At 41.6% G+C, this 22,462-nt stretch carries 22 protein-coding genes and 1 tRNA gene; 2 read left to right on the forward strand and 21 right to left on the reverse strand.

What is annotated here, in order from left to right; genetic code table 11:
* Positions 1-136: 136 nt before the first annotated feature.
* The 8 genes from DWW10_RS09615 to DWW10_RS09650 form a co-directional block, all read right to left on the reverse strand.
* A tRNA-Gln gene (locus DWW10_RS09615) sits at positions 137-207 on the reverse strand.
* Between the two features lie 103 nt (positions 208-310).
* On the reverse strand, positions 311-1,603 hold the full coding sequence (gene tyrS / locus DWW10_RS09620) for a tyrosine--tRNA ligase (RefSeq protein WP_022393115.1): 1,293 nt from the start codon (positions 1,601-1,603) through the stop codon (positions 311-313).
* Between the two features lie 76 nt (positions 1,604-1,679).
* Positions 1,680-2,324, reverse strand: a complete 645-nt coding sequence (locus DWW10_RS09625) for a TatD family hydrolase (protein ID WP_022393116.1) — start codon at positions 2,322-2,324, stop codon at positions 1,680-1,682.
* A gap of 20 nt (positions 2,325-2,344) precedes the next feature.
* Positions 2,345-2,566 carry a membrane protein insertion efficiency factor YidD gene (yidD, locus tag DWW10_RS09630; RefSeq protein ID WP_007219099.1) on the reverse strand — a complete coding sequence of 74 codons (222 nt, stop codon included), beginning with the start codon at positions 2,564-2,566 and terminating at the stop codon, positions 2,345-2,347.
* Positions 2,563-2,952 carry a ribonuclease P protein component gene (gene rnpA / locus DWW10_RS09635; protein ID WP_022393117.1) on the reverse strand — a complete coding sequence of 130 codons (390 nt, stop codon included), beginning with the start codon at positions 2,950-2,952 and terminating at the stop codon, positions 2,563-2,565. Before rnpA ends, yidD begins: the two co-directional genes overlap by 4 nt.
* Before the next feature lie 184 nt (positions 2,953-3,136).
* Entirely contained in the window at positions 3,137-3,889 is a 753-nt protein-coding gene (locus DWW10_RS09640) for a uroporphyrinogen-III synthase (protein WP_007660987.1), read from the reverse strand.
* A 4-nt stretch (positions 3,890-3,893) separates the two neighbouring features.
* Positions 3,894-4,622 carry a DUF4271 domain-containing protein gene (locus tag DWW10_RS09645; RefSeq protein ID WP_022393118.1) on the reverse strand — a complete coding sequence of 243 codons (729 nt, stop codon included), beginning with the start codon at positions 4,620-4,622 and terminating at the stop codon, positions 3,894-3,896.
* Positions 4,619-5,206, reverse strand: a complete 588-nt coding sequence (locus tag DWW10_RS09650; protein WP_022393119.1) for an LOG family protein — start codon at positions 5,204-5,206, stop codon at positions 4,619-4,621. Before DWW10_RS09650 ends, DWW10_RS09645 begins: the two co-directional genes overlap by 4 nt.
* 128 nt (positions 5,207-5,334) lie before the next feature.
* On the opposite strand from DWW10_RS09650, the gene DWW10_RS09655 reads away from it, so the two are divergent.
* Complete coding sequence (locus DWW10_RS09655; RefSeq protein WP_022393120.1) at positions 5,335-5,733, forward strand: hypothetical protein; 399 nt, start codon at positions 5,335-5,337, stop codon at positions 5,731-5,733.
* Between the two features lie 136 nt (positions 5,734-5,869).
* On the opposite strand, the gene DWW10_RS09660 is transcribed toward DWW10_RS09655, so the two are convergent.
* From DWW10_RS09660 to DWW10_RS09720, 13 genes are all read right to left on the reverse strand, one after another.
* Entirely contained in the window at positions 5,870-6,847 is a 978-nt protein-coding gene (locus tag DWW10_RS09660; RefSeq protein ID WP_022393121.1) for a DUF4249 family protein, read from the reverse strand.
* A 4-nt stretch (positions 6,848-6,851) separates the two neighbouring features.
* Entirely contained in the window at positions 6,852-9,074 is a 2,223-nt protein-coding gene (locus tag DWW10_RS09665) for a TonB-dependent receptor (RefSeq protein WP_022393122.1), read from the reverse strand.
* 254 nt (positions 9,075-9,328) lie between these two features.
* A complete protein-coding gene (locus tag DWW10_RS09670) occupies positions 9,329-10,957 on the reverse strand; it encodes a tetratricopeptide repeat protein (RefSeq protein ID WP_022393123.1) in 1,629 nt (542 codons plus the stop codon).
* A 223-nt stretch (positions 10,958-11,180) separates the two neighbouring features.
* Positions 11,181-11,660, reverse strand: coding sequence for a hypothetical protein (locus DWW10_RS09675; RefSeq protein WP_022393124.1), 480 nt, complete (start codon positions 11,658-11,660; stop codon positions 11,181-11,183).
* A 398-nt stretch (positions 11,661-12,058) separates the two neighbouring features.
* Positions 12,059-13,351 carry a methionine adenosyltransferase gene (gene metK, locus DWW10_RS09680; RefSeq protein ID WP_022393125.1) on the reverse strand — a complete coding sequence of 431 codons (1,293 nt, stop codon included), beginning with the start codon at positions 13,349-13,351 and terminating at the stop codon, positions 12,059-12,061.
* 277 nt (positions 13,352-13,628) lie between these two features.
* Positions 13,629-14,642: a lysylphosphatidylglycerol synthase transmembrane domain-containing protein gene (locus tag DWW10_RS09685; RefSeq protein ID WP_022393126.1), complete on the reverse strand. Its 1,014-nt coding sequence runs from the start codon at positions 14,640-14,642 to the stop codon at positions 13,629-13,631.
* A 225-nt stretch (positions 14,643-14,867) separates the two neighbouring features.
* A complete protein-coding gene (folK, locus tag DWW10_RS09690) occupies positions 14,868-15,332 on the reverse strand; it encodes a 2-amino-4-hydroxy-6-hydroxymethyldihydropteridine diphosphokinase (RefSeq protein WP_022393128.1) in 465 nt (154 codons plus the stop codon).
* Positions 15,333-15,430: 98 nt separating this feature from the next.
* A complete protein-coding gene (queA, locus tag DWW10_RS09695) occupies positions 15,431-16,489 on the reverse strand; it encodes a tRNA preQ1(34) S-adenosylmethionine ribosyltransferase-isomerase QueA (protein ID WP_022393129.1) in 1,059 nt (352 codons plus the stop codon).
* An 18-nt stretch (positions 16,490-16,507) separates the two neighbouring features.
* Positions 16,508-17,209 carry a tRNA pseudouridine(55) synthase TruB gene (gene truB / locus DWW10_RS09700; RefSeq protein ID WP_022393130.1) on the reverse strand — a complete coding sequence of 234 codons (702 nt, stop codon included), beginning with the start codon at positions 17,207-17,209 and terminating at the stop codon, positions 16,508-16,510.
* 3 nt (positions 17,210-17,212) lie between these two features.
* Positions 17,213-18,016 carry an undecaprenyl-diphosphate phosphatase gene (locus DWW10_RS09705; protein ID WP_022393131.1) on the reverse strand — a complete coding sequence of 268 codons (804 nt, stop codon included), beginning with the start codon at positions 18,014-18,016 and terminating at the stop codon, positions 17,213-17,215.
* Between the two features lie 23 nt (positions 18,017-18,039).
* Positions 18,040-18,306: a DUF3098 domain-containing protein gene (locus tag DWW10_RS09710; RefSeq protein ID WP_022393132.1), complete on the reverse strand. Its 267-nt coding sequence runs from the start codon at positions 18,304-18,306 to the stop codon at positions 18,040-18,042.
* 104 nt (positions 18,307-18,410) lie between these two features.
* Positions 18,411-19,292: a cell division protein FtsX gene (locus DWW10_RS09715; protein ID WP_007661027.1), complete on the reverse strand. Its 882-nt coding sequence runs from the start codon at positions 19,290-19,292 to the stop codon at positions 18,411-18,413.
* 82 nt (positions 19,293-19,374) lie between these two features.
* Entirely contained in the window at positions 19,375-20,277 is a 903-nt protein-coding gene (locus tag DWW10_RS09720) for a class I SAM-dependent methyltransferase (RefSeq protein ID WP_022393133.1), read from the reverse strand.
* A 195-nt stretch (positions 20,278-20,472) separates the two neighbouring features.
* Between DWW10_RS09720 and DWW10_RS09725 the strand changes: the two genes are divergently transcribed.
* The gene (locus tag DWW10_RS09725; protein ID WP_118420765.1) at positions 20,473-22,458 is read left to right on the forward strand and encodes a DUF3857 domain-containing protein; all 1,986 of its coding nucleotides are present in this window, start codon (positions 20,473-20,475) and stop codon (positions 22,456-22,458) included.
* The last annotated feature ends 4 nt before the right edge of the window (positions 22,459-22,462 follow it).

Here is a 22,462-nt window from a genome sequence, read left to right on the forward strand (position 1 = left end):
CGTCAAAACATTGTGTTTTTGTCCCAATTATGTATCATTATCGTTCAAATGGAAGAAAATAGGAATTCTTTAACAGAAAATAAGACAAAAAAAGAGCTTTACAGAGATTATTCTCTATAAAGCTCAATAAATGTTGTTGTCCCACCAAGATTCGAACTTAGACAAACAGAACCAAAAACTGTTGTGCTACCATTACACCATGGGACAAACACGGGTGCTTTCTGTTAAAAAGCGGTGCAAAGATAAGAGTATGCCCCGAAATATCCAAATATTTCGGGGCATTTTTTATCATTTGCCACTATTTTGCCTCTTATTTGGCAATAATCAAGTAGTAATTCTTCTTTCCACGCTGTACAAGCAAGTATTTCTCATCCAAAAGGTCAGCAGAAGTGATAACCTGATCAAAAGCTTCTAACTTCTCCTTGTTGAGGGAAACGCCACCGCCTTGTACCAACTTACGCATTTCGCCTTTAGAAGCAAAGACTGCTGCATTATCAGTGAACAAATCGACAGCCTTCACTCCGGCTGCCACAGCATCCTTAGATACTTCGAACTGAGGAACACCTTCGAATACAGCCAGCAGAGTATCTTCATCCAACTTCTTCAAAGCGTCAGAAGTTGCATTACCGAATAATATATTGGATGCATCCACTGCTGCATTATAATCTTCTTCAGAATGAACCATAATGGTCACCTCTTTTGCCAGACGTTTCTGAAGAATACGCAGATGCGGTGCAGCTTCATGTTCTACTATCAGAGCATCTATTTCTTCTTTGCTCAGAGAAGTAAATATCTTAATGTAACGTGCAGCATCAGCATCACTCACATTCAACCAGAATTGATAGAATTTATACGGAGAAGTATAGCGAGGATCAAGCCAGATGTTACCGGACTCAGTCTTACCGAACTTACCGCCGTCAGCCTTCGTAATCAGAGGACTGGTCAGTGCAAACACCTCACCACCGTTTGTACGACGAATCAACTCGGCACCTGTTGTAATGTTACCCCATTGATCGGAACCGCCCATTTGCAGTTTGCAACCTTTGGTTTCATACAGATGCAGGAAGTCATAACCTTGTAATAACTGATAAGTAAACTCAGTGAAAGACAAACCGTCACGAGCTTCACCATTCAGGCGCTTCTTTACAGAATCCTTCGCCATCATATAGTTTACGGTGATATGCTTACCTACTTCGCGAGCAAAGTCAAGGAATGTGAAGTTCTTCATCCAGTCGTAGTTGTTCACCAGTTCTGCACGGTTGGGAGCATCAGATTCAAAATCCAGGAACTTGCCCAACTGCTTCTTCATACCTTCCATATTGCGTTGCAGAATCTCTTCTGTGAGCAGATTGCGCTCTGCCGACTTGCCGGAAGGGTCACCAATCATACCTGTAGCACCACCAATCAATGCCATCGGCTTATGCCCGCAACGTTGGAAATGACGCAGTATCATTACACTGCAAAGGTGTCCAATGTGCAACGAGTCCGCCGTAGGGTCAAAACCTATGTATGCGGTCACTTGTTCCTTAGCCAGAAGTTCTTCCGTACCAGGCATCATATCGTGGAGCATGCCACGCCATTTCAATTCTTCTACAAAATTCATCGAATGATTAACTATTTAAATATTTGATATACTTTGTAATTGCAAAAGTACGACTCTTTATCTGAACTAACAACTCTTATCGCCTAAAAAAGATTTCCTCCACATTCTTCCGAACCGTTTCCCTGAGTTCCCCAGAGGGAATTTTACGAACCATAGCTGCCCGTTCATAAAGCGCATCAATAGAAGTCATGCTCTCATCCGTTTCCAAAAACAGCCTGTCAGATGGTACGATTTGCAGTGTTTCTTCCTGATACTTTTCTCCGAAAGAAAGGTGAAAACCATGTCGGAGATATTCTTCTGCCAGCACTGCTTTTCCGCGAAATCCATGAATAATCCACGGTTTCACCGGACGTATCTTCTGCTTCAACTTTAAGAGTTCATCCACAGCCTTCACCAGATGAATAACCAGCGGTTTATCTGTTTCTTCAGCCAGCCGTGCCTGATATTCGAAAACTTCTATCTGTAAAGCCAGGGAAGCATCAGCCAATTTATCCAATCCAGCCTCACCTATAGCCAAAACCTGAGGATGATACAATAACTCTTCCAAACATCTCTTTTTATCAGCCAGAGATACAGTAGAAGAAGTTATATACCACGGATGTATTCCTACAGAATACCACCCTTCCTGTTGCGGAACAAATGTTTCGGGAAAGCAATTCACAATAGCTTCTCCAGGCACTTCCGGTTGGCAATGAGTGTGTATATCAGCAGGAATTATCATACAGTAAAGATATTATGTCTTTATGGAACAGGATCATATCCGGAACCTCCCCAGGGATGACAACGCAGTATACGCCTGATTGCCAAATACAATCCCTTAAAAGGACCATGTTTCTTAATCGCCTCAACGGCATATTGTGAACATGTGGGAGTAAAGCGGCACGAAGGAGAAGTCAGGGGTGAAATGCACTTCTGATAAAAATAAATAGGAAGCAACAGCAGGTATGAAAGCAGCTTTTTCATAAGGAGGCTACTTTCTCCGTGATACGAGCCAACGCAATCTTCATCCTTTCTTCAATTTCCATCGAGTCAGTCAACCGGTCGGAAAGATAAATGAAAGCCACAGCAAGTTGCTGCTCCTTATCCTGGAGCGCCTGCAATAGTCCGTGCTTGTTTTTCCGATACGCCTCACGTATCTGACGTTTCACACGGTTACGTTTCACCGCCCGCTTAAAACGGCGTTTTGATACACTGACCAGTATGGAAACAGGAGCTTCCAAATCCTCCACCGGCAGATATACCACACGCAAAGGGAAGACGGAAAACGAACGCGCACCGCCTGAAAACATCTTATCGATGACTTTCTTCTTATCCAGCCTTTCGGTCTTATGCAGGGTATTGGAGAGCATGGTCAGTATGGGTTATAAAGTTATTAGTTATCAGTTTATGAGGAAGGGAAATAACAAATTACGAGCTACAAAGTATGGGGCATAAAAGCACAACCACTTGTAGCTCGTAATTCTATCAGTTTCAAAATTACAGTTATCAAATTATAAGCCAACGACTTATAGCTAACAACTTATAATTCTATTCTCACTTTCCTTTATTGTTCTCTTTGATGAACATATCCAATGCTGCCGTCATAGACGGAGCTTGTACACTGGGAGCTTCCAGATCGAGACGGAGTCCGGCATCGCGTACAGCTTGTGCTGTAGTGGAGCCAAAGGTACCAATCTTGATTTCCTTCTGTTGGAAGTCCGGGAAATTCTTCTTCAGAGAAGTTACTCCTGCAGGACTAAAGAATACAAGCATGTCATAATCAAATTCTTCTTCCGCAGTAAAGTCATTACTTACTGTACGATACATAACAGTTTCTGTATGCTGTATCTTGCTTTTTTCCAAGAGATTTTTGATCTCGTCTGTGTGCACATCAGACATCGGAACCAGATACTTCTCAGTTTTATGCTTGATGATAGAAGGCAACAAGTCTTCAAACTTTCCTGTATTACCAAAGAAGATCTTACGCTTGCGGTATTGAATATACTTTTGGATATACAATGCAACAGCTTCTGTCACACAGAAATACTTCATAGTTTCCGGAATGGAAACACGCAATTCTGTACACAGGTGAAAGAAGTGGTCGATGGCATGACGCGATGTAAAGATAACAGCGGTATGATCCAGGATTGACACTTTTTGCTGTCTGAATTCTTTAGCAGACAGACTTTCCACCTTGATAAACGGGCGAAAATCAATTTTCACACCGTACTTCTGGGCGATGTCGTAGTAAGGAGATTTCTCTGATGCCGGTTTCGGCTGCGACACAAGTACTTTCTTAATTTTCAACGTCCTAAAAATTTATTATCAAATAATCATTTAGTTGTAACACACCTCGATATACAATAAAACAAGGTATGATTTCAAGGGCACAAAAGTACAACATTAAAAGCAAAATGCCATATAAATTGCTACAAAAAAGCTTTATCCACTTATATAACATCAATATTTTAGTAAAAAACATCAGAAATAAACCAATTATCACAGTTGCAAGTAAACTCAAATCGAAGTAAACAAGGAATAAAGCAAACGGAAAAAGGGCAAATCCAAGGTAATAAAGCAGTGCAGAATAAGACTCCATCCAGAGGCTTGTGCGGTTTCCGTCAAAAAAAATCCAACCCAGGAAAGAGTAAGTCAGCCACTTCCAAAAAAGATAAAGTAAAGCTATTGCAAGATATACTCCAAGCAGGATATAAGGAGGAATGCGTTCTCCCAGTTCCGGACGGACATCTATAAAATAATTGAAGGTGCAGACAGCCCCCAGCACACAAGTCTGCAAGATCAACAATAACATATAACGCATATCCGCTGCCGTGGTGGCTGCAAAGATACTGGTCCGCTCACGGTTGAGCAGGAAGTCTTTCACCAGTTGCACCAAAAACTTACGGCTACGGGATAAAACATAGGCAGATATGAAAAAGCAGCACAACAGGAGTATAGTGATTCCGTCATCCAATTTAGGAGAATAAGGAATAGGCATTCCCTCGAATCCCGCAATCCATGTCAGCAGTAGCCCAATCATATTGCCGCAAACTTACGTATGGAACTATCCCAGATGGGAGTGGTATGTATCAGATCAATGGCTTCCTGCGGTGTACTTGCCACATGCCAGATAGCACCGTGTTGCTCGCGCATAAAATTCTCATCCACGGCACGCTGCAGCATGGCTAACAAGGGATCAAAATATCCATTGGTATTTAGGATAACGATAGGATTCAGATACAAACCCAATTGCTTCCAGGTAATAATTTCCAGCAGTTCTTCCAATGTACCGCATCCACCGGGCAAAGCAATAATAGCATCGCTTAAATCTGCCATTTTCTGCTTACGCTGGTGCATGTTTTCCACTTCTATCATCTCTGTCAATCCTTTATGCTGCCATCCTTGTTCCACCATAAAATGAGGAATAACACCAGTCACTTCTCCACCTGCTGCCAACACAGCATCAGAAGTAGTACTCATCAGTCCGATACCACCAGCACCATTTATCAGTCGGATACGACGTTGCCCCAACAGAGTACCCAGTTCACGGGCAGCTTCAAAATAGGCGGAATCGATTTTGGTGCTCGAAGCACAATATACACATACGGAAGTTATCTTATTCATGGAAATTGCTATACCTTATATTATTAGTGAGTGCAAAGGTAAAGATTTTCAGCGATATCTTAAAAATATCACTAACTTTGTAATCTGTTCTCATTCTTTTCAACTAACACTATTAAAAGGAGGAATATATGATTAAGCAAGATTATCTGATACGAATGATCCAGGAAATCATTTCTTTAATTGTGAACGCCCTGCTCCAGAAGAAGAAATACCGCTGGAGTGAATGGACTGAATATGACGATCTGACCAGACAAATACTGGGTTTCCCCTCCGAAGATTTGCTGGGAATGAATATAGAGGAATTAATTGATCGATACAAAGGCGATCCTAATGAAATGGGAAAGACGGAGCTTGCCGCTATGACCATGCTGAAGATATCCGACGATATGGGAACAGATGACCTTCTTCGAAAATCCAAACTTCGTCAGGACGGACTTGCACTGCTCAAGTATGTACAAAAAGAAAGCAATAGCTTCTCTATACAGCGGGTACAACTGATTGATATGTTGGAGGCATCTCAACCGTAAGATTCTCACTTATTCTCACCCTATTGAGAATATTTTCTCACAGTGATGAGCATTTCTTCTCAATACGATGAGTATTTCTTCTCAATGGGGTGAGTATTTCATCTCAATACAGTAAGAATACTTCCCTGACAAACACCTATTTTCCCTTTAGTATTCCTTTTTCAGAAACAGCGCTTACCCGAAAGCAACCATAAACTCCACCACTGATATTTCCGGTAATAGAGGTAGGCGTAGGAGTATAAGCACCACCATCTGTACGTAATTGTTTCAGCATTTGCTCGTAAACATGATAGCAACTTTTAGAGATAGTCTGCGCCCATACATACAGAGAGTCACCCACCGGAATATATCCCCATCCATTAGGATAGCCGAAAGCATTTTCTCCGTCATCAACAATAAAGTCCACCACATTCTCTTCCAAATATTCATCACCTAAAATGGAAAAACGCCAATCCGAATCTCCTCCAAGTAAAACATTAGGGCGCGTAAATGTAAAGTGGGTATACGACCAAGGATAAAATGAAAACAAATAATAATTCTCTCCCGGCGGATTAATGAAGCTAATACAAGGTGCATCAGTTTCTCCTTTTTCCCCTAAATCCACTTTCTTGACTTTAAGGTCAGTGATAACGAGAGGCTGTTCCATTTTCTGTGCTTCCGATTCAAAATGCTTGCCATCACAGTAGAAATCCAGCGAATAGGAATGTCCCACAATACCATATAGTTTAGTGGTCACATACATTCCATAGACGGCACCCAAACTGAATCCAGAAGTCTCCTCTTTCCGCTTCGTATCATAATTATAATAGTTATAATACACATCATAGCCTTCAAACCGAGGCGGCACATACTGAAGTGTATCCCTGATACCGTCCGTAACATCTGTAATAATGATTACAGCATCTTCTATACCTGCATAATCATATTCACCTGCCGATACGGCAGAAGGTCTTGTTAGATGAAAGAAGTAAGGTGGACGCTCATTCGTAACAATCCCTTCGAAGACGATAGCATCTGAGGTATATCCCGAAAAATCCACATCAACTATTCTTTCACACCCTGATATAAACATTCCTAAAATCAAACACAAAATATAAGAAAGAGTCTTTACCATATTATCAAAATTTAAAAGTATAGGTTAGCGATGGTACAATACCATAAAGATATAATTTATAGATACGAGACTTTGAAAAAGAAGAATATCCGTCACGCCCTGCATACATAGAAAAAACATTTCTTCGGTTATACGCATTGATCACTGAAAGAGAAAGACTTCGATTTTTCCATCGATAAGTCGTCGAAAGGTCCAACTGATGAAACGACGGAGCACGATATCCGTTTCTGCCCGAATAAATGTAGAATACAGCCTGATGAAAATAATATTTCCCCACCGGCAACGTCAGATTCATGCCCGAAGCATAAGAAAAAGTGGACGATAATGACCAATGAGACCCAAAATTCCAGTTCAGGAATAACTTCAGATTGTGTGGGCGATCGTATACCGGTTTGTATTCCTCCCCATTAATCTTGTTTCGGGCACGCGAAAGCGTATAACTGAGCCATCCCGTCAATATTCCACGGTTTTTAGAAAAGTAAAATTCCAGTCCGGTGCCTTGGGCAGTGCCACTCTCCACTTCTTTTTCAATCCGGTCGTTCTGGAATATATTGGCATCCTCTGCATAATCTACCACATGACGCATCTTCCGGATATAAGCCTCTACCGACAGAGTGTATTCCCTTTGAGAAAAATGATATTCATACCCCAATGCCACCTGCCGCATTACAGAAGGTTGCAATAACGCATTGGCAGGTATCCACATATCCGAAGGTATTCCTACCGAAGAGTTGGACAGCATATGTATGCTCTGTGCTGCTTGCGTATAAGAAAGAGTGAAGCGACTGGAAGCATCAGGCATATAGGCCAATTCCGCCCGGGGTTCAGGAACCACATACGTTTTTGCCCCATAAGAAGAACTTCCCGGAGCATGCAGCACAGACAAACGGATTCCTGCATTCAGTTGGAAACGGGAAAGGAATTTATATTCACCTTCTGCATAGAGTCCCATATCCCACAGCATCTTTCTGGGCAAGCGCGAAGGCATCACATTAGAATCTTCATTAGCTCTTGTCACCGCACCGGGCATCGTAGTGAAATAATGCGCACTTACTCCCGTTTTCAGACTCAATGAGTTGTCCAAATGCGTCTCCCAATCCGATTTCAACTGGTAAGACTGCATATCTGATTTCCATAGATATTGCAATCCGTCTGCCAGGGATTTATACTTATAATAATAGTTACTGAAGACGGCGCTTGTATTCACATTAGTCCGGTCATTCAGAATATGATTCCAGCGCACAGTAGCTGTCGCATTGCCCCAATCCATTCCATAGTCTTTGACCAGTTTGTTGAAAACGGTATGATCTCCTCCACTATATAACGAAAAGAAAAGCCGGTTACGATCATTCAATGCCATATTCACTTTAGCATTCACATCATAAAACCACATTTGTGGCTTAGATGTCAGATCGCCCCCCAATAAGCTAAGTGTAGCTCCGGGATAACCAAACCTGCCGGAAACCAGATAAGAACCTTTTTTCAACGGACCTTCCAATAAGACTTTAGAAGCTATTAATCCTAAACTCGCGCTCCGATTACGCTCTTTACTATTACCTTCACGCATACGGACATCAATCACCGACGAAGAACGTCCGCCGTATTTCAATGGAAAGTAAGATTTATAAAGGTCTACTTTTTGAATAGCATCATTGTTAAACACAGAAAAGAAGGATAACACATGGCTTGGATTATAAACCACTGCTTCGTCCAGTAAAACTAAGTTCCCCCATTGATTGCTTCCTCTTACCGAAATATTATTGGCTCCCTCGTTACCACTTTGTACCCCGGGCAAGAATTGTAAAGTCTTCATCAAATCCGCCTCTCCCCCCACAACAGGTAAGGCTTGTATCTCCTTTGCATCCAGCATAAACTGCCCGCCATGTTTTCTTGCTCCCACTACTTCAACTCCTTTCAGCAGATAGTCGTTGGGCTGCAAAGCTATATCCACTACCGCATTGTCTGACAGTTGCAACGTATCCGACCAGGTAGTATACCCCAACATGGAGCATTGAAGCACACACCTCCCTGCCTGGATCGTAATAGAATAAAGCCCATAAGCATTTGTAGCCATACCTATACTCGAATTCTTTTCCAGTATATTAGCATCAGAGAGGGCTTCACCCGTCTTTGCATCCGTCACACGCCCCCGTACAATTACGTTTTGAGCAAAGGAAGTGTGCAGGCACAGAAAAAGAAAACATAAATAAAGAGATAAAATTTTCATTTGTTTTGCAATTCTTTATCTAACAGTTTAGTCAATTCTTCATAAGAGTTCGTTATGTAAACCAGACGATTATTGATTATTATGGTAGGAGTGGTGTCACCCACTCCATTAACTGACTAACAGTATAGTCTAATTATTGCAACAAATAACTTAATCATTTACATGAAAACAAAAAAAAGTGAGGTAACAAGAGTAACAAAAATTATAAAGCAAGGGTAACAATGGTAACAATTATCGCTATAAGCCATTGATTATCAACAACCGAAAATATGTTCAAACAGTTTAGTATCCATTTTATTCTTTATACGGCTTTTTCTTGTTTTCATCGCATCCGGAGTAGAACTCATTACATCCCAGATTACTTCTTTAGGAGTATCTAAAAGGACTAATATACAATACAATAAATCATCATTAGTCAAAGTTGTACAGCGTTCTTTAAAATCAGTCATGACATCGACAAAAGTCCTTCGAATATCACTAATAATCTTCAATCTATAATTAGTAACTATCAAAATACGGGCTTTAGGAGTTGACTCTTTAAGTTCACATAATTTTTTGTAACCATTAGTCGCTCTAAACAAAGACATACATATCGCAAACCGTTCCTCTTCTAATTTATACAATTCTATATTCCTGTCTTTAGTCATATCATCTGATTCTTCGTGTAACAACATTGTTTCAGTACGATTTTCCATCAATTGTTGTTGTAAGGATACATACTTTTTTTGTCGAAGTCTATCACGCCAAAAGTATAACATAATTAGAATGAATACTAACGATAAAAAGACAATCACCAAACTCCCAACCACCCGTTGATTCTTAGCAGTCAACTTATATCTATGCAACTCAACTAAATGATTATCCATCAACCTGTCAATCTCTGCACGATCATTCATTATTTGAATAGAATCATAAAAAGTTATAAAGGAGTCAGCATACAAAGTGGAGCTTTCCCAGTCTTCCATTCTTTTACTCTCCAAAAACAGGGAGTGATAAGATGATGTTTTAACATATGCATTAGAAGAACCTGCTCCTATAGTCCAATAATGCACTGCCGAATCTTTCTTATTCATATTGTCCATAATATCGCCTTTAATAGAACAGGCTGCCATATAACTTTCTCCTTCGGATAAATAGCCTAAAGCTCTAGATATACAAGCATCAGCATCTACAAACTTATTCTGCTCATTATAAAGTGTAGCCATATTTTTATATATAGCAGATAATAGCCCTGAATTATTCAAAGAAAAAGCTATTGGCAACGCTTGTTGATAATAATAGTACGCACTATCCCATTGACGCTCCAATAGAAAAGCATTTCCTATATTTTTTAAATTATAACATGTACGTAAAGAGTCCCATCCTACACAAAGCGTATGTGCTTTCTTATACATGGATAAAGCTGTTTTATTCAAATCCTGTTCACTATAGCAGTCACCTAAATGGCTATATATCATGGATGAGAATATCGAATCCCTACCTTTAGGCATTACATCTACAGCTTTCAAATAAAAATCAATAGCTGTCGGTAACTTTTTCTGTTCCAAATATATACAACCCAAATAGAAATAAGATTTTGCAAGTTTCTCTTTATCTATATTATTTTTATAATAATCTATGGCTATTTGTATTGAAGAATCGTTTTGTAATACATAATTCTTATACCTTGCTTGCGTTAACAACAAATTATAAAAAGCCTTATCCGCATTCTTTATCTTTTGTAGATCAGAAAATTGTTCAAGTAAATAGAGCGAGCTATCAGGACGAGATTGCATTAAAGAGTCTATTAATAATAAAGCCGGATTTATAGCATCTACTTCTCTTTTGCATGAACTAAACACAAATATTGTAATTGATAGGAAAAAGAATAATAGTTTTTTCATAAATAGGTAGTTTTATCATTATGTTTCCGAGTGCAATCAACGACAAAAAGTCAACATTAACGGATAGTTACGTATCTCCACAAAGATAGTAACAAATTATAAACGAATAGCATCTTTACCATTATATATCCGTTCAGATACCCACAAAAACAGAAACAAGGCAAAACAAAGGAGTTTCCCGATGACTAATTAGCATATTGCCAGAATCGGGAACATTTACACATTATTTTATAACTTCCAGATCCCCTTCCGTAAATCCAACAGTAATGTGCTCCACCCGAAAGAGGTTTATCCCCGCTAACTCAACCTTCAGTTCTTTCAAGACTTTTACCAGTCCTTTCAATATATCCTCCCATGGGATTGCACTCGAAAGTTGCAATGCATCACAGTTTCTTAGTCTTGGATCAAAATCCTCTTCGCATGCCCAGTCATCATCTTCTGCATCATACTGCTTGGCACCCGTCAACTCGAGTGTATAGCAACTTCCACCATCTTCTTCAACAGCTTCCCACAGATTGAAGTTCAATGCAACGATATCATCAGGTATAGTCTCATATTCATCAATGGACAAAAGCCAGTGCTTTACAATAGCCTTTACTTTCTGTTCATCAAAAACCTCCATAGGAGTACAGCAAGTCTGGAAATCCGGTTTGCTTTCATTATCTCTCGTTAAAGAGAATATTTTGTTAAAGATATTGCCCATTCTTAATCAATTCAAAAGTGTATATTCAATTATTTAATAACACCGTTGGCATTATTCCAAGCCTACAAAGATAATGACAAATCACAAATAAATTATATCTTTGTAGTCATATAAATAACTCTTTATTCAGAGAAAATGTTTTATTATTAAACAGAATAATCTAAAAAAGTGCACATCTACATTATTATTGAGAAGTCTATTCGCCATAACTTGCATAGCAAACACCAGTTTAGCTCCCGAGCAAATGAGTGAGAGAAGTCATGGAATGGCTGATTAAGAAGACGTAACAAGAAGAATAACAAAAAGCCGTCCTCTCCCCCGCAAAACGGAATGAAGAAAGACGGCTTCTATATAAATAGCTTGTAAAGCTACGCTGATTACTAACTGAAAGGAAAATACTACAGACCGAAAGCAGCCTTCACTTTATCCACATAATCCAGTTTTTCCCAAGTGAAGAGTTCTACCTCTACATCCTTGTCACCTTCATAACGAGATTTGAAGTGCTTGGTAATTACTTGCGGTTCACGTCCCAAATGGCCGTAAGCTGCAGTTTCCTGATAAATCGGATTACGGAGTTTCAAACGATCTTCAATGGCTTTCGGACGAAGATCGAAAAGTTCATCAATCTTCTTTGCAATCTCACCATCACTCATTGCTACATGACCGCGTCCATAAGTATTGACGTAAATATTGATGGGACGTGCCACACCGATAGCATAAGATACCTGTACCAGCATCTCGTCGGCTACACCGGCAGCTACCAGATTCTTGGCAATGTGACGGGCAGCATAAGCAGCACTGCGGTCTACCTTGCTGGGGTCTTTACCTGAGAAAGCACCGCCACCATGAGCACCCTTGCCACCATATGTATCTACAATAATCTTACGCCCTGTCAGACCGGTATCTCCATGAGGTCCGCCGATAACGAACTTTCCGGTAGGATTGACGTGATAAGTGATATGATCATTGAACAATGCCAAAACTTTCTCTGCATGGATGGAAGCTATGACACGTGGCATCAGGATATTGATGACATCCTGACGAATTGTGGCAAGCATTTCTTCATCCGCTTTCAACTGGGCAGCCTCGCTGCCGTCAACCGGCTGGATGAAATCATCATGCTGAGTAGAAACTACAATCGTATCGATGCGTACGGGCGTGCCGTTATCATCGTATTCAATGGTTACCTGGCTCTTAGAGTCGGGACGGAGATAAGTCATTTCCTTACCTTCGCGACGGATGTCGGCCAGCACTTGCAGAATGCGGTGTGACAGGTCGAGAGAAAGAGGCATGTAATTTTCGGTCTCGTTAGTAGCATAACCAAACATCATACCCTGGTCGCCTGCACCCTGTTCCATAGGGTCCTGACGCTCTACGCCACGGTTAATGTCGGGACTTTGCTCATGAATAGCGGACAATACACCGCACGAGTTACTTTCGAACATGTACTCGCCTTTTGTATAGCCGATTTTCTGAATTACTTCGCGCGCAATGAGTTGTAAGTCAACGTACGCTTTGGTTTTCACTTCTCCAGCCAGTACTACCTGTCCGGTAGTTACCAGAGTTTCGCAAGCTACTTTCGAACTGGGGTCGTAAGCCAACAGTTTGTCAAGCACAGCGTCCGATATTTGATCGGCCACTTTGTCGGGGTGTCCTTCAGACACCGATTCGGATGTGAATAAATATCCCATATTCCTAAATTAAAGAATGAATAATTAAAGAATGAAAGTGGGAAAAAGCTGGTGAGTAGACATGCATATTCCGATGCTCGGAGGCATCGCCACAGAAAAGGATGTGTTTTAGCATTTTTTTCTGTGGTTGCAAGCTACTCAAATCTTTCCACATTTCATTTTCGGGTGCAAAGATAAAGGTTTTCGATGAATATAGTATATAATCAGGAAAGTATTAACACTTCTATAAACAGAATACCCACTTGTAGGTAAGGTGATCGGGATGTCTGAAGAGGCTTTAACATTCGGAAGAAGGGGGATCTGCCGGTTTTCTATTGCCAACTTTTATCAATACCATACCGATAGCGATCCACAACAGTTCACGCAGCCGGGTAATCAGTCCCACATAAACACCCAGTGCCGGAGACATATGCAAGCCATCTACAGCCAACGCCAGTCCACCTTCACGTGCACCCAGCTGCATCGGGAAGAAGAATATCAGATTACTGAACAGCGAAGAAAAAGCCAATATCAGCACACAGTCCCATCCACTCACTTCCGGGGTGAAGACGCGCAGAATGATGTATATTTCAAGGCTGGAGAATATGCGTGCCGAAAGCTCCAACAACAGCGAACTGTAGAAAGTAACCTTATGTTGGCTATGCAACAAGGCTATCTGACTGTCAATCTGCTCCAGAGTATCTTTTTGTTTCACAATGAAACGATGTGCCCACCGTTTGACAAACGGTACCTTCTGCAGCAACCGAAAAGTCTTCACCGTCATCCCATTCTTATATCCACGGGCAAAGAAATAGATAGCCAGCAGGCAGAATGCTCCTATTGCAGTGAGTAAAATCGCCATAAAGGTATTCACAGGATACAGGAAGATATATAAGAATATGGAAAGAAACCAAAACCAGAAGTGAGAAAAGATATGCATCATCACATACAGAATGACGGAAGAGGTAGCCTTACTTACACCCACATAGGGAGTCAGCTCCATAATCCGGTACGGTTCGCCTCCCATCAGTCCGCCGGGCGTGGCATAATTGATGGCAAAACCGGTGATCGAGAGTTTGCAGACCGTCCAGAAAGGAACGCGATACTTACGGTCATCCCTGATTATCAGATACCATGAACAGGTATTTATCAGATAGACAAAGAACCACAACAGCATGATCACAGGAAACCAAAAGCCCACGCGCTTTAGGTTCTCCCATATATCGGAATAATCCATATCCATCGTGCAAAGCATGATAACGATAGCCAGCACACCAAAAAGCAAGAACAAGTTGCGATATTTATTCTTCATATGGAAGTCTTCTTTTTCAACGGTCGCAAAAGTATGTAATTGTATTCTATTTATCAAAAACAAAGGAGATATTTACTCCATTTATTGGAGATGTATATCCAATGTATTGGATATATAGATCGGACGCGCTGGATATATAGATCCAGGACATTGGATATATATTTCCAAGAAGTCGGGTATATATTTCCAAGATGCCGAACATATATACCTGATTTTTAAAAGATATTATGTAAAGGTACTGAGATAAAGTTCCTGTATGGTTTTCCCCAATACAGGATGCATCACATCAGGGGCAATTTCCGCCAACGGCTCCATCACAAAAGCACGTTCCTGCATCAACGGATGGGGAAGTTTCAATGTAGGGGTATCCAGAATAAGATCATCATACAACAACAAGTCGACATCTATCACACGGTCACTGTACACACCATTTACAGATTTATGGGTACGTCCCATCTCCCGCTCAATGGACTGCGACTCAGAAAGTACCTCTAAAGGAGAAAGCGTGGTTTCTATACAGGCAGCAGCATTCAGGAAAGCATTGTCCGAGGAGAATCCCCACGGAGCAGTAGCATAAAAAGCGGACAGGGAAATTACTTTCCCTATCCGCTCTTCAATATATTGCACGGCAAAACGGAGGTTCTGCTCCTTATTGCCTAAGTTAGTCCCTAAACTGAAATAGACGTACATGAATTCAATTATGAATTATGAATTATGAATTATGAATAAGGCATGCAATACACTACATCGCAATTCATCATTCATAATTCATCATTCATAATTATTTATCACTTATCCGTAATCAACATTGCATCTCCGTATGTACCGAAGCGGTAACCTTCCTTCAGAGCCACATTATACGCCTCCATTACCTGATCATATCCACCGAAAGCAGCAACAATCATCAGCAAAGTAGAAAGCGGCATGTGGAAATTGGAAATCATCGCATTTGCCACTGTAAAGTCGTAAGGAGGGAAGATGAACTTGTTCGTCCAGCCTTCGTACGGTTTCAGATGTCCGTCTGTGCTTACGGTGCTCTCGATAGCACGCATCACGGTGGTACCCACGGCACAAACCTGTCTGTTCAGGTCTTTGGCTCGGTTCACAACGTTCACAGCCTCTTCATTCACAATCATTTGCTCAGAATCCGTCTTATGCTTCGTGAGGTCTTCCACATCAATGTCGCGGAAATTGCCCAAACCGGCATGAAGAGTAATATAAGCAAAATCGATACCCTTGATTTCCAAGCGCTTCATCAGTTCACGGCTGAAGTGCAGACTGGCAGTAGGAGCCGTTACCGCACCTTCATTGCGAGCAAAGATAGACTGGAAACGTTCTGAATCATCCGGTTCTACAGGACGATTGATAATGCTATGCGGCAGTGGGGTTTCGCCCAGTGCGTACAAAGCTTTCTTGAACTCATCGTGCGGACCGTCATAAAGGAAACGGAGCGTACGACCGCGAGAAGTCGTATTGTCAATAACTTCAGCCACCATAGAATCGTCGTCACCGAAATACAGCTTATTGCCGATACGTATCTTACGGGCAGGGTCTACCAATACATCCCACAAACGGAGTTCTTCGTTCAGCTCGCGAAGAAGGAATACCTCGATACGGGCACCGGTCTTTTCCTTATTACCATACAGGCGGGCAGGGAATACTTTCGTATCATTGAAGATGAACACATCTTTGTCATCAAAGTAGTTCAGAACATCTTTGAATTCCTTGTGCTCAATCTCACCTGTCTTTCTGTGAAGCACCATAAGGCGCGATTCATCTCTATACTTTGTAGGATGCAAAGCAATCTTCTCTTCCGGAAGCTTAAATTTAAATTGCGACAGTTTCATATCTATTCTTTCTTTAAGTTATTCTTCAATTTCTATCTCCTGAGCATCTATCCACTCCTTAAAATTCATCGGGTCGAGGCAATCTTCCAATCGGACATCGCCTACGCGAGTACGTTCCAAAGCCGTAAGATGAGCACCACTATTCAGCGCTTCACCGATGTCACGTGCCAAGGCACGGATATACGTACCTTTGCTGCACACCACGCGGACTTTAATCTCCGGCAAGTTACATTCCAGCAACTCTATCTCGTCAATCACCAACAACTTCGGCTTCAACTCTACCTCTTCACCTTTACGTGCCAGATCATAAGCACGTTTGCCATTCACCATACAGGCTGAAAAGGCGGGAGGCACTTGTTGTATCTCACCGATAAATGTCTTCAACGTCTCTTCCACCAACTCCCGCGTAATATGCTCCGTAGGGTAAGTGGCATCTATCTCGTGTTCCAGATCGTAGGAAGGAGTGGTGGCGCCCAACTGAATGGTGGCAACATACTCCTTCGTATGGTACTGAAACTCTTCAATTCGCTTCGTAGCCTTACCTGTGCAGACAATCATCACCCCTGTAGCCAAAGGATCGAGTGTACCGGCATGGCCTACTTTCAATTTCTTCACTTTTATCCGTCGGCAGATGTGGTAACGCGCATGTCCCACAACTTTAAACGAAGTCCATCCCAACGGTTTATTGAAATAGAGTACTTCTCCTTCTTTAAACTTCATTTGCTATCCTTGCATTTGTGAAAGTACAAGGGTTGCAATACCGGCAATCGCACAATAAACCGCGAAGTATATCAGTTTCCCCTTTTTCACAATATTAATCATCCATTTACAAGCCAAACAACCCGATACAAAAGCCGCAATGAAGCCTATCAACAATGACAACGTTGAAATACTTCCGGCAATATCTTCGCCTTTCATCAACTTCATACCATCCAACAGGCCTTCACCCAATATCGGTGGCATCACCATCAGGAACGAGAACTGAGCCAACTTTGCCTTATTATCACCCAGCAATAACCCTGTAGCAATTGTAGTTCCGGAACGTGAAAGTCCGGGAAGTACAGCACAAGCCTGAGCCAAACCGATAATGAATGCATCTTTCATAGAAATATTCTCTTTCTGCTTCGGCTTATAATAATAAGAGAAAGACAATAAAGCAGCCGTCACCAGCAACATACAGCCTACGATCAGTAAACCTGAACCAAAGACCGATTCCACCTCATCTTTAAAAAATACACCTACAATACCGATGGGCACCATAGAAATCAGGATATTAATTACATAGCGTGTCTCTTCATTCATCTGCCACTTGAACAGCCCCTTGAAAATCCATTCTATCTCTTTCCACAAGACTACCATCGTACTGAATACCGTAGCCACATGTACCACTACCGTAAATGCCAGATTTTCTTCCCCTTCAATACCAAATAATGCCGAACCGATAGCCAAATGTCCGCTACTACTTACCGGCAAATACTCTGTCAAACCCTGGATTATCCCAAGGATGAGCGCCTCAAACCATTCCATGTAATCTAATTATGAATTATAAATTATGAATTGTGCCGATCTTCCATTCCCCCATTATCCGTTTGCTTGTCACGCGGTTTACGCAACACTGCATATATCATAAGTAAGAAGCCCGCAAGGCAAACCACCGGAGCAACTTTAATACGTCTTGCACTAAAAATATCCGGTTCAAAGTGCGTCGGTGTAGACACCGGACCGGTCATCAGGATAAAGCCGATAATCACTACCGCCATTGCAACTGCAAGCAGGATAAAGTTGGTTTTATCGAAAGCAAATTTCTGTTTACTCATCTCTTTATTTATGATTTAATTATTTACGGTTTAACTTCATTCAAAACGTTTCTTATTTTTCCATTCATGTATAGCTCCGATTGAAGCAACTATACTGTCCAGTATTATATATAATACAGTGTACTTGCCTTCATCCGCAGGAACTTATTAATGGACAGGTATGCACAGAACCACGTAATGCACACCCCGAACACAAGCACCGATACGGAAACCAGCATCATGACATTGGGCGTAATAACACTGATCAGATCTGGCTCATACACCACCAACCAGTAGGCAGCACCCCACAAAATCCCATCGGCAATGACAGCAGCCAATACGCCTATCCAAAAGTTACGCCACAGGAACGGACGGCGTATAAAACTCCAACTCGCCCCTACCAACTTCATTGTATGGATGAGAAAGCGCTTGGAATAGATTGTCAACCGGATGGTATTATTAATCAATGCAAAGGATATGAACGCCAATAATACCGCCAACCCCAGTAACATCAGACTTATGTTGCGGATATTCTCATTGACCATATTTATCAGATCTTCCTGATAACGTACTTCCTGTACATTGGTATTCTTCTTTATCTGTTTCTCTATTTTAGCTATACTGTCGGTATTCGCATAATCAGAATGCAACTTCACTTCGATAGATGCATGAAGCGGATTATAACCCAGAAAATCTTGCGGGTCTGTTCCCATTGCTTCAATTTGCTCGCGAAGCGCCTGCTTCTTCGAAATATACTCCGTAGACCGTACAAACACTTCCTTATCCAGCCTCTTTTGTAACTTCAGAATATCCGCCTCCTTCATATCATCACTAATGATAATAGAGAAATTGATATTCTCCTTCACATACACAGACAGATTATGGGCAGTCAGCACGAAAAACACCACCAACCCCAACAACAGCAATACCAACGTAGTACTGATACTGGAGGTAATGAACTGCATATCAAAATAGGATACGGAATTATTTTTGCTTTTCGTCTTCATACCTTCATTTCTTCCTTTATCACCTTCTTATCACTCTATCACTCTATCACTTTACCACCCTATCACCTTTTATCTTATCACCCTACTTCTGTTTCTTTCTGAATACGTAAATCATCGAACTGCTCCGCTCCTTGCTTCCCAACGCACTGAACCATGCCAGTGTACCACTAAGCATACCCCGGAAGAAAGACAGAGAACGTCCCATATACTTTTCACTCAACATCGATACATAGAATGCATCAAACGGCATCGGATGGCGTGCAGCCAATATAAACTCATGCTTGGCACCCAACTTCTGAATGGTACCCGGCGTAAAATGCCACAAATGGCGCGGAACATCATAAGCAGCCCAATGTGCACCATACTTCTTCGCGTCATAAGAAGAACAGTTAGGCACTGCAATAATCAGTACACCCTTTTCCGTCAGGAGTTTATTCAATGTATCCCACGTCTCATTCAAATGTTCCAGATGCTCCATAACGTGCCACAAAGTAATGACATCAAAGCTACCGGGAGCAAAATCCTGCAATGCGGTATCAGGCTTTATATCCAGATTGAAGTGTTCCTTAGCAAATACGCGTGCCTGCGCATTCCTTTCCACTGCCTCCACCTGCCAGCCTCGCTTCTGCATAGCATCGGCAAAATATCCTGTTCCCGTACCGATATCCAGCAGACGTCCTTCCTTACGATGTGCTTCGCGAACCACCAAGCGTGCCTTACGGCCCAGCATATAGCTACGCACCCAGTGGTACACCCTGTTCATAAGGCCTTTTTTCGTATCGGAATGGGAAATGTAATCGGGAGTTTCATAATATCTGCCTATCTCGGCTTCCACAGGAAAATCCTGCGTAAAGAGAAAGCTACAATCCTGACAACGACACAGATAGAATGCTTCGCTGGAAGCATAATGATCTATGCAAGTCATAGCACGCTCTATATGTGCACTACCGCATACCGGACAGACTTTTATGGTGAGTTTATTCATTGAACATTATGCAATAATGAAGTGCAGCCCGAATCAATCAGACCACACTATACCCGAATTTGGTGCAAAATAACAAATAAAAAGTGACGCTACGGGCTTTCTTTAAGGAGTTTTAATAAAAGAGAGGAACAAACGCTTGTTTTAAATAAAAAAAACATATATTTGCGAGAACAACAACACTCAATTCAAAACTATATGAAAAACGCTTTACTGACTTTACTATGCTGTCTTTGCTGTCTCCAACTATTTGCCGACGAGCAAACAATTATTCCCAATCTAAAATTTGGGAAACCTACCATGGAAGAGTTGACCATGACTACTTATGCGCCCGACTCTAATGCCACAGCTGTTATTCTATGTAAACTGACCAATGTCAGCTACAAATGGGGGCTGGAAAGCTTTCGTCTGGTTTCTGAGTATAAAGTAAAAATCAAGGTACTCAAACCGGAAGGTACATCTTATGCCAATGTTACGATTCCCTACTATGACTTGCCAAACAACACCATGAGAGAAAATATCATCGGTTTGGATGCCAGCGCTTATAATATGGAAAACGGAAAAATGGTACGTACCAAAATGAAAAAAGATATGGTATTCAAAGAGCGCCTCAGCGAAAACCAGATGACTCTGAAATTCTCCATCCCGCAAGTAAAAGCAGGGACTCTGATAGAATATGAATACCGGTTAGAATCGGACTTCTTCTTCACCATCGACAGTTGGAAAGCACAAAGTGACATTCCTACTTTATATACCGAATACGATATAATCATTCCCGAATATTTCAAATTCAATACAGACATGCGCGGCACGGAGAGCCTGGAGACAAAAAGCGAATCCACTTCTCTCAGCCTCTCTATCGAGGGGCAGTTCTTCCAATGCACCGGATCACACATGAATTTTCGGGGAACTCAACTACCCGCTTTGAAAGACGACAGTTATGTGTGGTGTGCAGATGACTACTGTACGCAGGTAAATTTAGAACTACTGGGAATTGATTTTCCCGGCTCTCTCTATCAATCGTTCACAAAAAGCTGGGAACAAATTGATGAAGCATTGCTCAAAGACAATGAATTCGGTGGCAGACTGAAAATGAGCAATCCCCTTAAAGAAGAGATGAATGCACTACATCTTGAACAGATGAAAGGAACAGAAGAAAAGATATGTGCCATCTACACGCTACTCAAAAATAAGGTGAGATGGAATGAGAAATACAACTTATACGGTAAAGCCCCAAAACAAATACTGAAAGAGGGTACAGGAAGCAATGCTGATTTAAACTTCATCCTCATCAGTATGCTGACAGATGCCGGAATACCTGCCTATCCGGTAGTAATGAGCCGACGGAACATGGGCATACTTCCCCTGACCCACCCCAGCCTTCAGAAACTAAACACCTTCATCGTAGGTATTGCCCATACAGACACCACCTTGGTTTATCTGGACAGTTCGGTAGAAGACGGTTATCTCAATGTACTGCCTCCTCTACTTATGACCAACCGTGCCCGGGTCATCATTCCGGATAACCACAGTCAATGGGTTAATCTGGAAGCTCTCGGAACAAACCAGCTGAGATCTGCCGTTATTGCCAGCATTTCTCCTGAAGGCACCATTTCTGGTACACGCGAAACACTTTATGCAGGTCAGTATGCTTCCCGCTTACGGAATAAGTTCCGCACGGCAAAAGACAGCACCGACTTTGTCAACAAACTGGCTTCCGAAGAAAACATTCAGGTCAAGTCACTCCAGATAGAAGGAAGAAACTACTTCTCACCACAAGTACGTGAAGTAATGGAATTCGAAAAACAGTCTACAGTTAACGACCAGTTTATTTACGTCAATCCGCTTGTATTCCTGCATGTTTCCGAATCCCCTTTCAAACAATCAGAAAGAAAGCTCCCTGTAGAATTTCCTTATACAGACCACCTGTCACTGACCGTTAATCTGACTATCCCGGAGGGATATGTAGTAGATGAGAAGCCGGAAGGCCTCAGGGTGCAGACAGGTGACGAGAAAGTATTCTGTCGATATACCATCACCCAGCAAAACAATCAGGTCACTCTCAGATACCTTTTCCGGTTGCAAAAGCTATTATTCCTGAATACCGATTATCCCGAACTGCAGCAATTATGGGAAATAATAGCAAAGAAGAATAATGAAATAATGGTTTTAAAGAAACTCTAATACA

Origin of the sequence: Bacteroides intestinalis (assembly GCF_003464595.1) — a bacterium.
Taxonomy (GTDB): domain Bacteria; phylum Bacteroidota; class Bacteroidia; order Bacteroidales; family Bacteroidaceae; genus Bacteroides; species Bacteroides intestinalis_A.

Coding starts and splice junctions, on each gene's coding strand:
- rnpA (WP_022393117.1), bottom strand. CDS start 2,952: ATGCTCTCCAATACCCTGCATAAGACCGAAAGGCTGGATAAGAAGAAA.
- folK (WP_022393128.1), bottom strand. CDS start 15,332: ATGTACGTCTATTTCAGTTTAGGGACTAACTTAGGCAATAAGGAGCAG.
- DWW10_RS09660 (WP_022393121.1), bottom strand. CDS start 6,847: ATGGTAAAGACTCTTTCTTATATTTTGTGTTTGATTTTAGGAATGTTT.
- truB (WP_022393130.1), bottom strand. CDS start 17,209: ATGAAGTTTAAAGAAGGAGAAGTACTCTATTTCAATAAACCGTTGGGA.
- DWW10_RS09625 (WP_022393116.1), bottom strand. CDS start 2,324: ATGATAATTCCTGCTGATATACACACTCATTGCCAACCGGAAGTGCCT.
- metK (WP_022393125.1), bottom strand. CDS start 13,351: ATGGGATATTTATTCACATCCGAATCGGTGTCTGAAGGACACCCCGAC.
- DWW10_RS09670 (WP_022393123.1), bottom strand. CDS start 10,957: ATGAAAAAACTATTATTCTTTTTCCTATCAATTACAATATTTGTGTTT.
- DWW10_RS09685 (WP_022393126.1), bottom strand. CDS start 14,642: ATGAAGAATAAATATCGCAACTTGTTCTTGCTTTTTGGTGTGCTGGCT.
- DWW10_RS09715 (WP_007661027.1), bottom strand. CDS start 19,292: ATGAAGACGAAAAGCAAAAATAATTCCGTATCCTATTTTGATATGCAG.
- DWW10_RS09665 (WP_022393122.1), bottom strand. CDS start 9,074: ATGAAAATTTTATCTCTTTATTTATGTTTTCTTTTTCTGTGCCTGCAC.
- DWW10_RS09720 (WP_022393133.1), bottom strand. CDS start 20,277: ATGAATAAACTCACCATAAAAGTCTGTCCGGTATGCGGTAGTGCACAT.
- queA (WP_022393129.1), bottom strand. CDS start 16,489: ATGAAACTGTCGCAATTTAAATTTAAGCTTCCGGAAGAGAAGATTGCT.
- DWW10_RS09705 (WP_022393131.1), bottom strand. CDS start 18,016: ATGGAATGGTTTGAGGCGCTCATCCTTGGGATAATCCAGGGTTTGACA.
- yidD (WP_007219099.1), bottom strand. CDS start 2,566: ATGAAAAAGCTGCTTTCATACCTGCTGTTGCTTCCTATTTATTTTTAT.
- DWW10_RS09725 (WP_118420765.1), top strand. CDS start 20,473: ATGAAAAACGCTTTACTGACTTTACTATGCTGTCTTTGCTGTCTCCAA.
- tyrS (WP_022393115.1), bottom strand. CDS start 1,603: ATGAATTTTGTAGAAGAATTGAAATGGCGTGGCATGCTCCACGATATG.
- DWW10_RS09655 (WP_022393120.1), top strand. CDS start 5,335: ATGATTAAGCAAGATTATCTGATACGAATGATCCAGGAAATCATTTCT.
- DWW10_RS09650 (WP_022393119.1), bottom strand. CDS start 5,206: ATGAATAAGATAACTTCCGTATGTGTATATTGTGCTTCGAGCACCAAA.
- DWW10_RS09645 (WP_022393118.1), bottom strand. CDS start 4,622: ATGATTGGGCTACTGCTGACATGGATTGCGGGATTCGAGGGAATGCCT.
- DWW10_RS09675 (WP_022393124.1), bottom strand. CDS start 11,660: ATGGGCAATATCTTTAACAAAATATTCTCTTTAACGAGAGATAATGAA.
- DWW10_RS09710 (WP_022393132.1), bottom strand. CDS start 18,306: ATGAGTAAACAGAAATTTGCTTTCGATAAAACCAACTTTATCCTGCTT.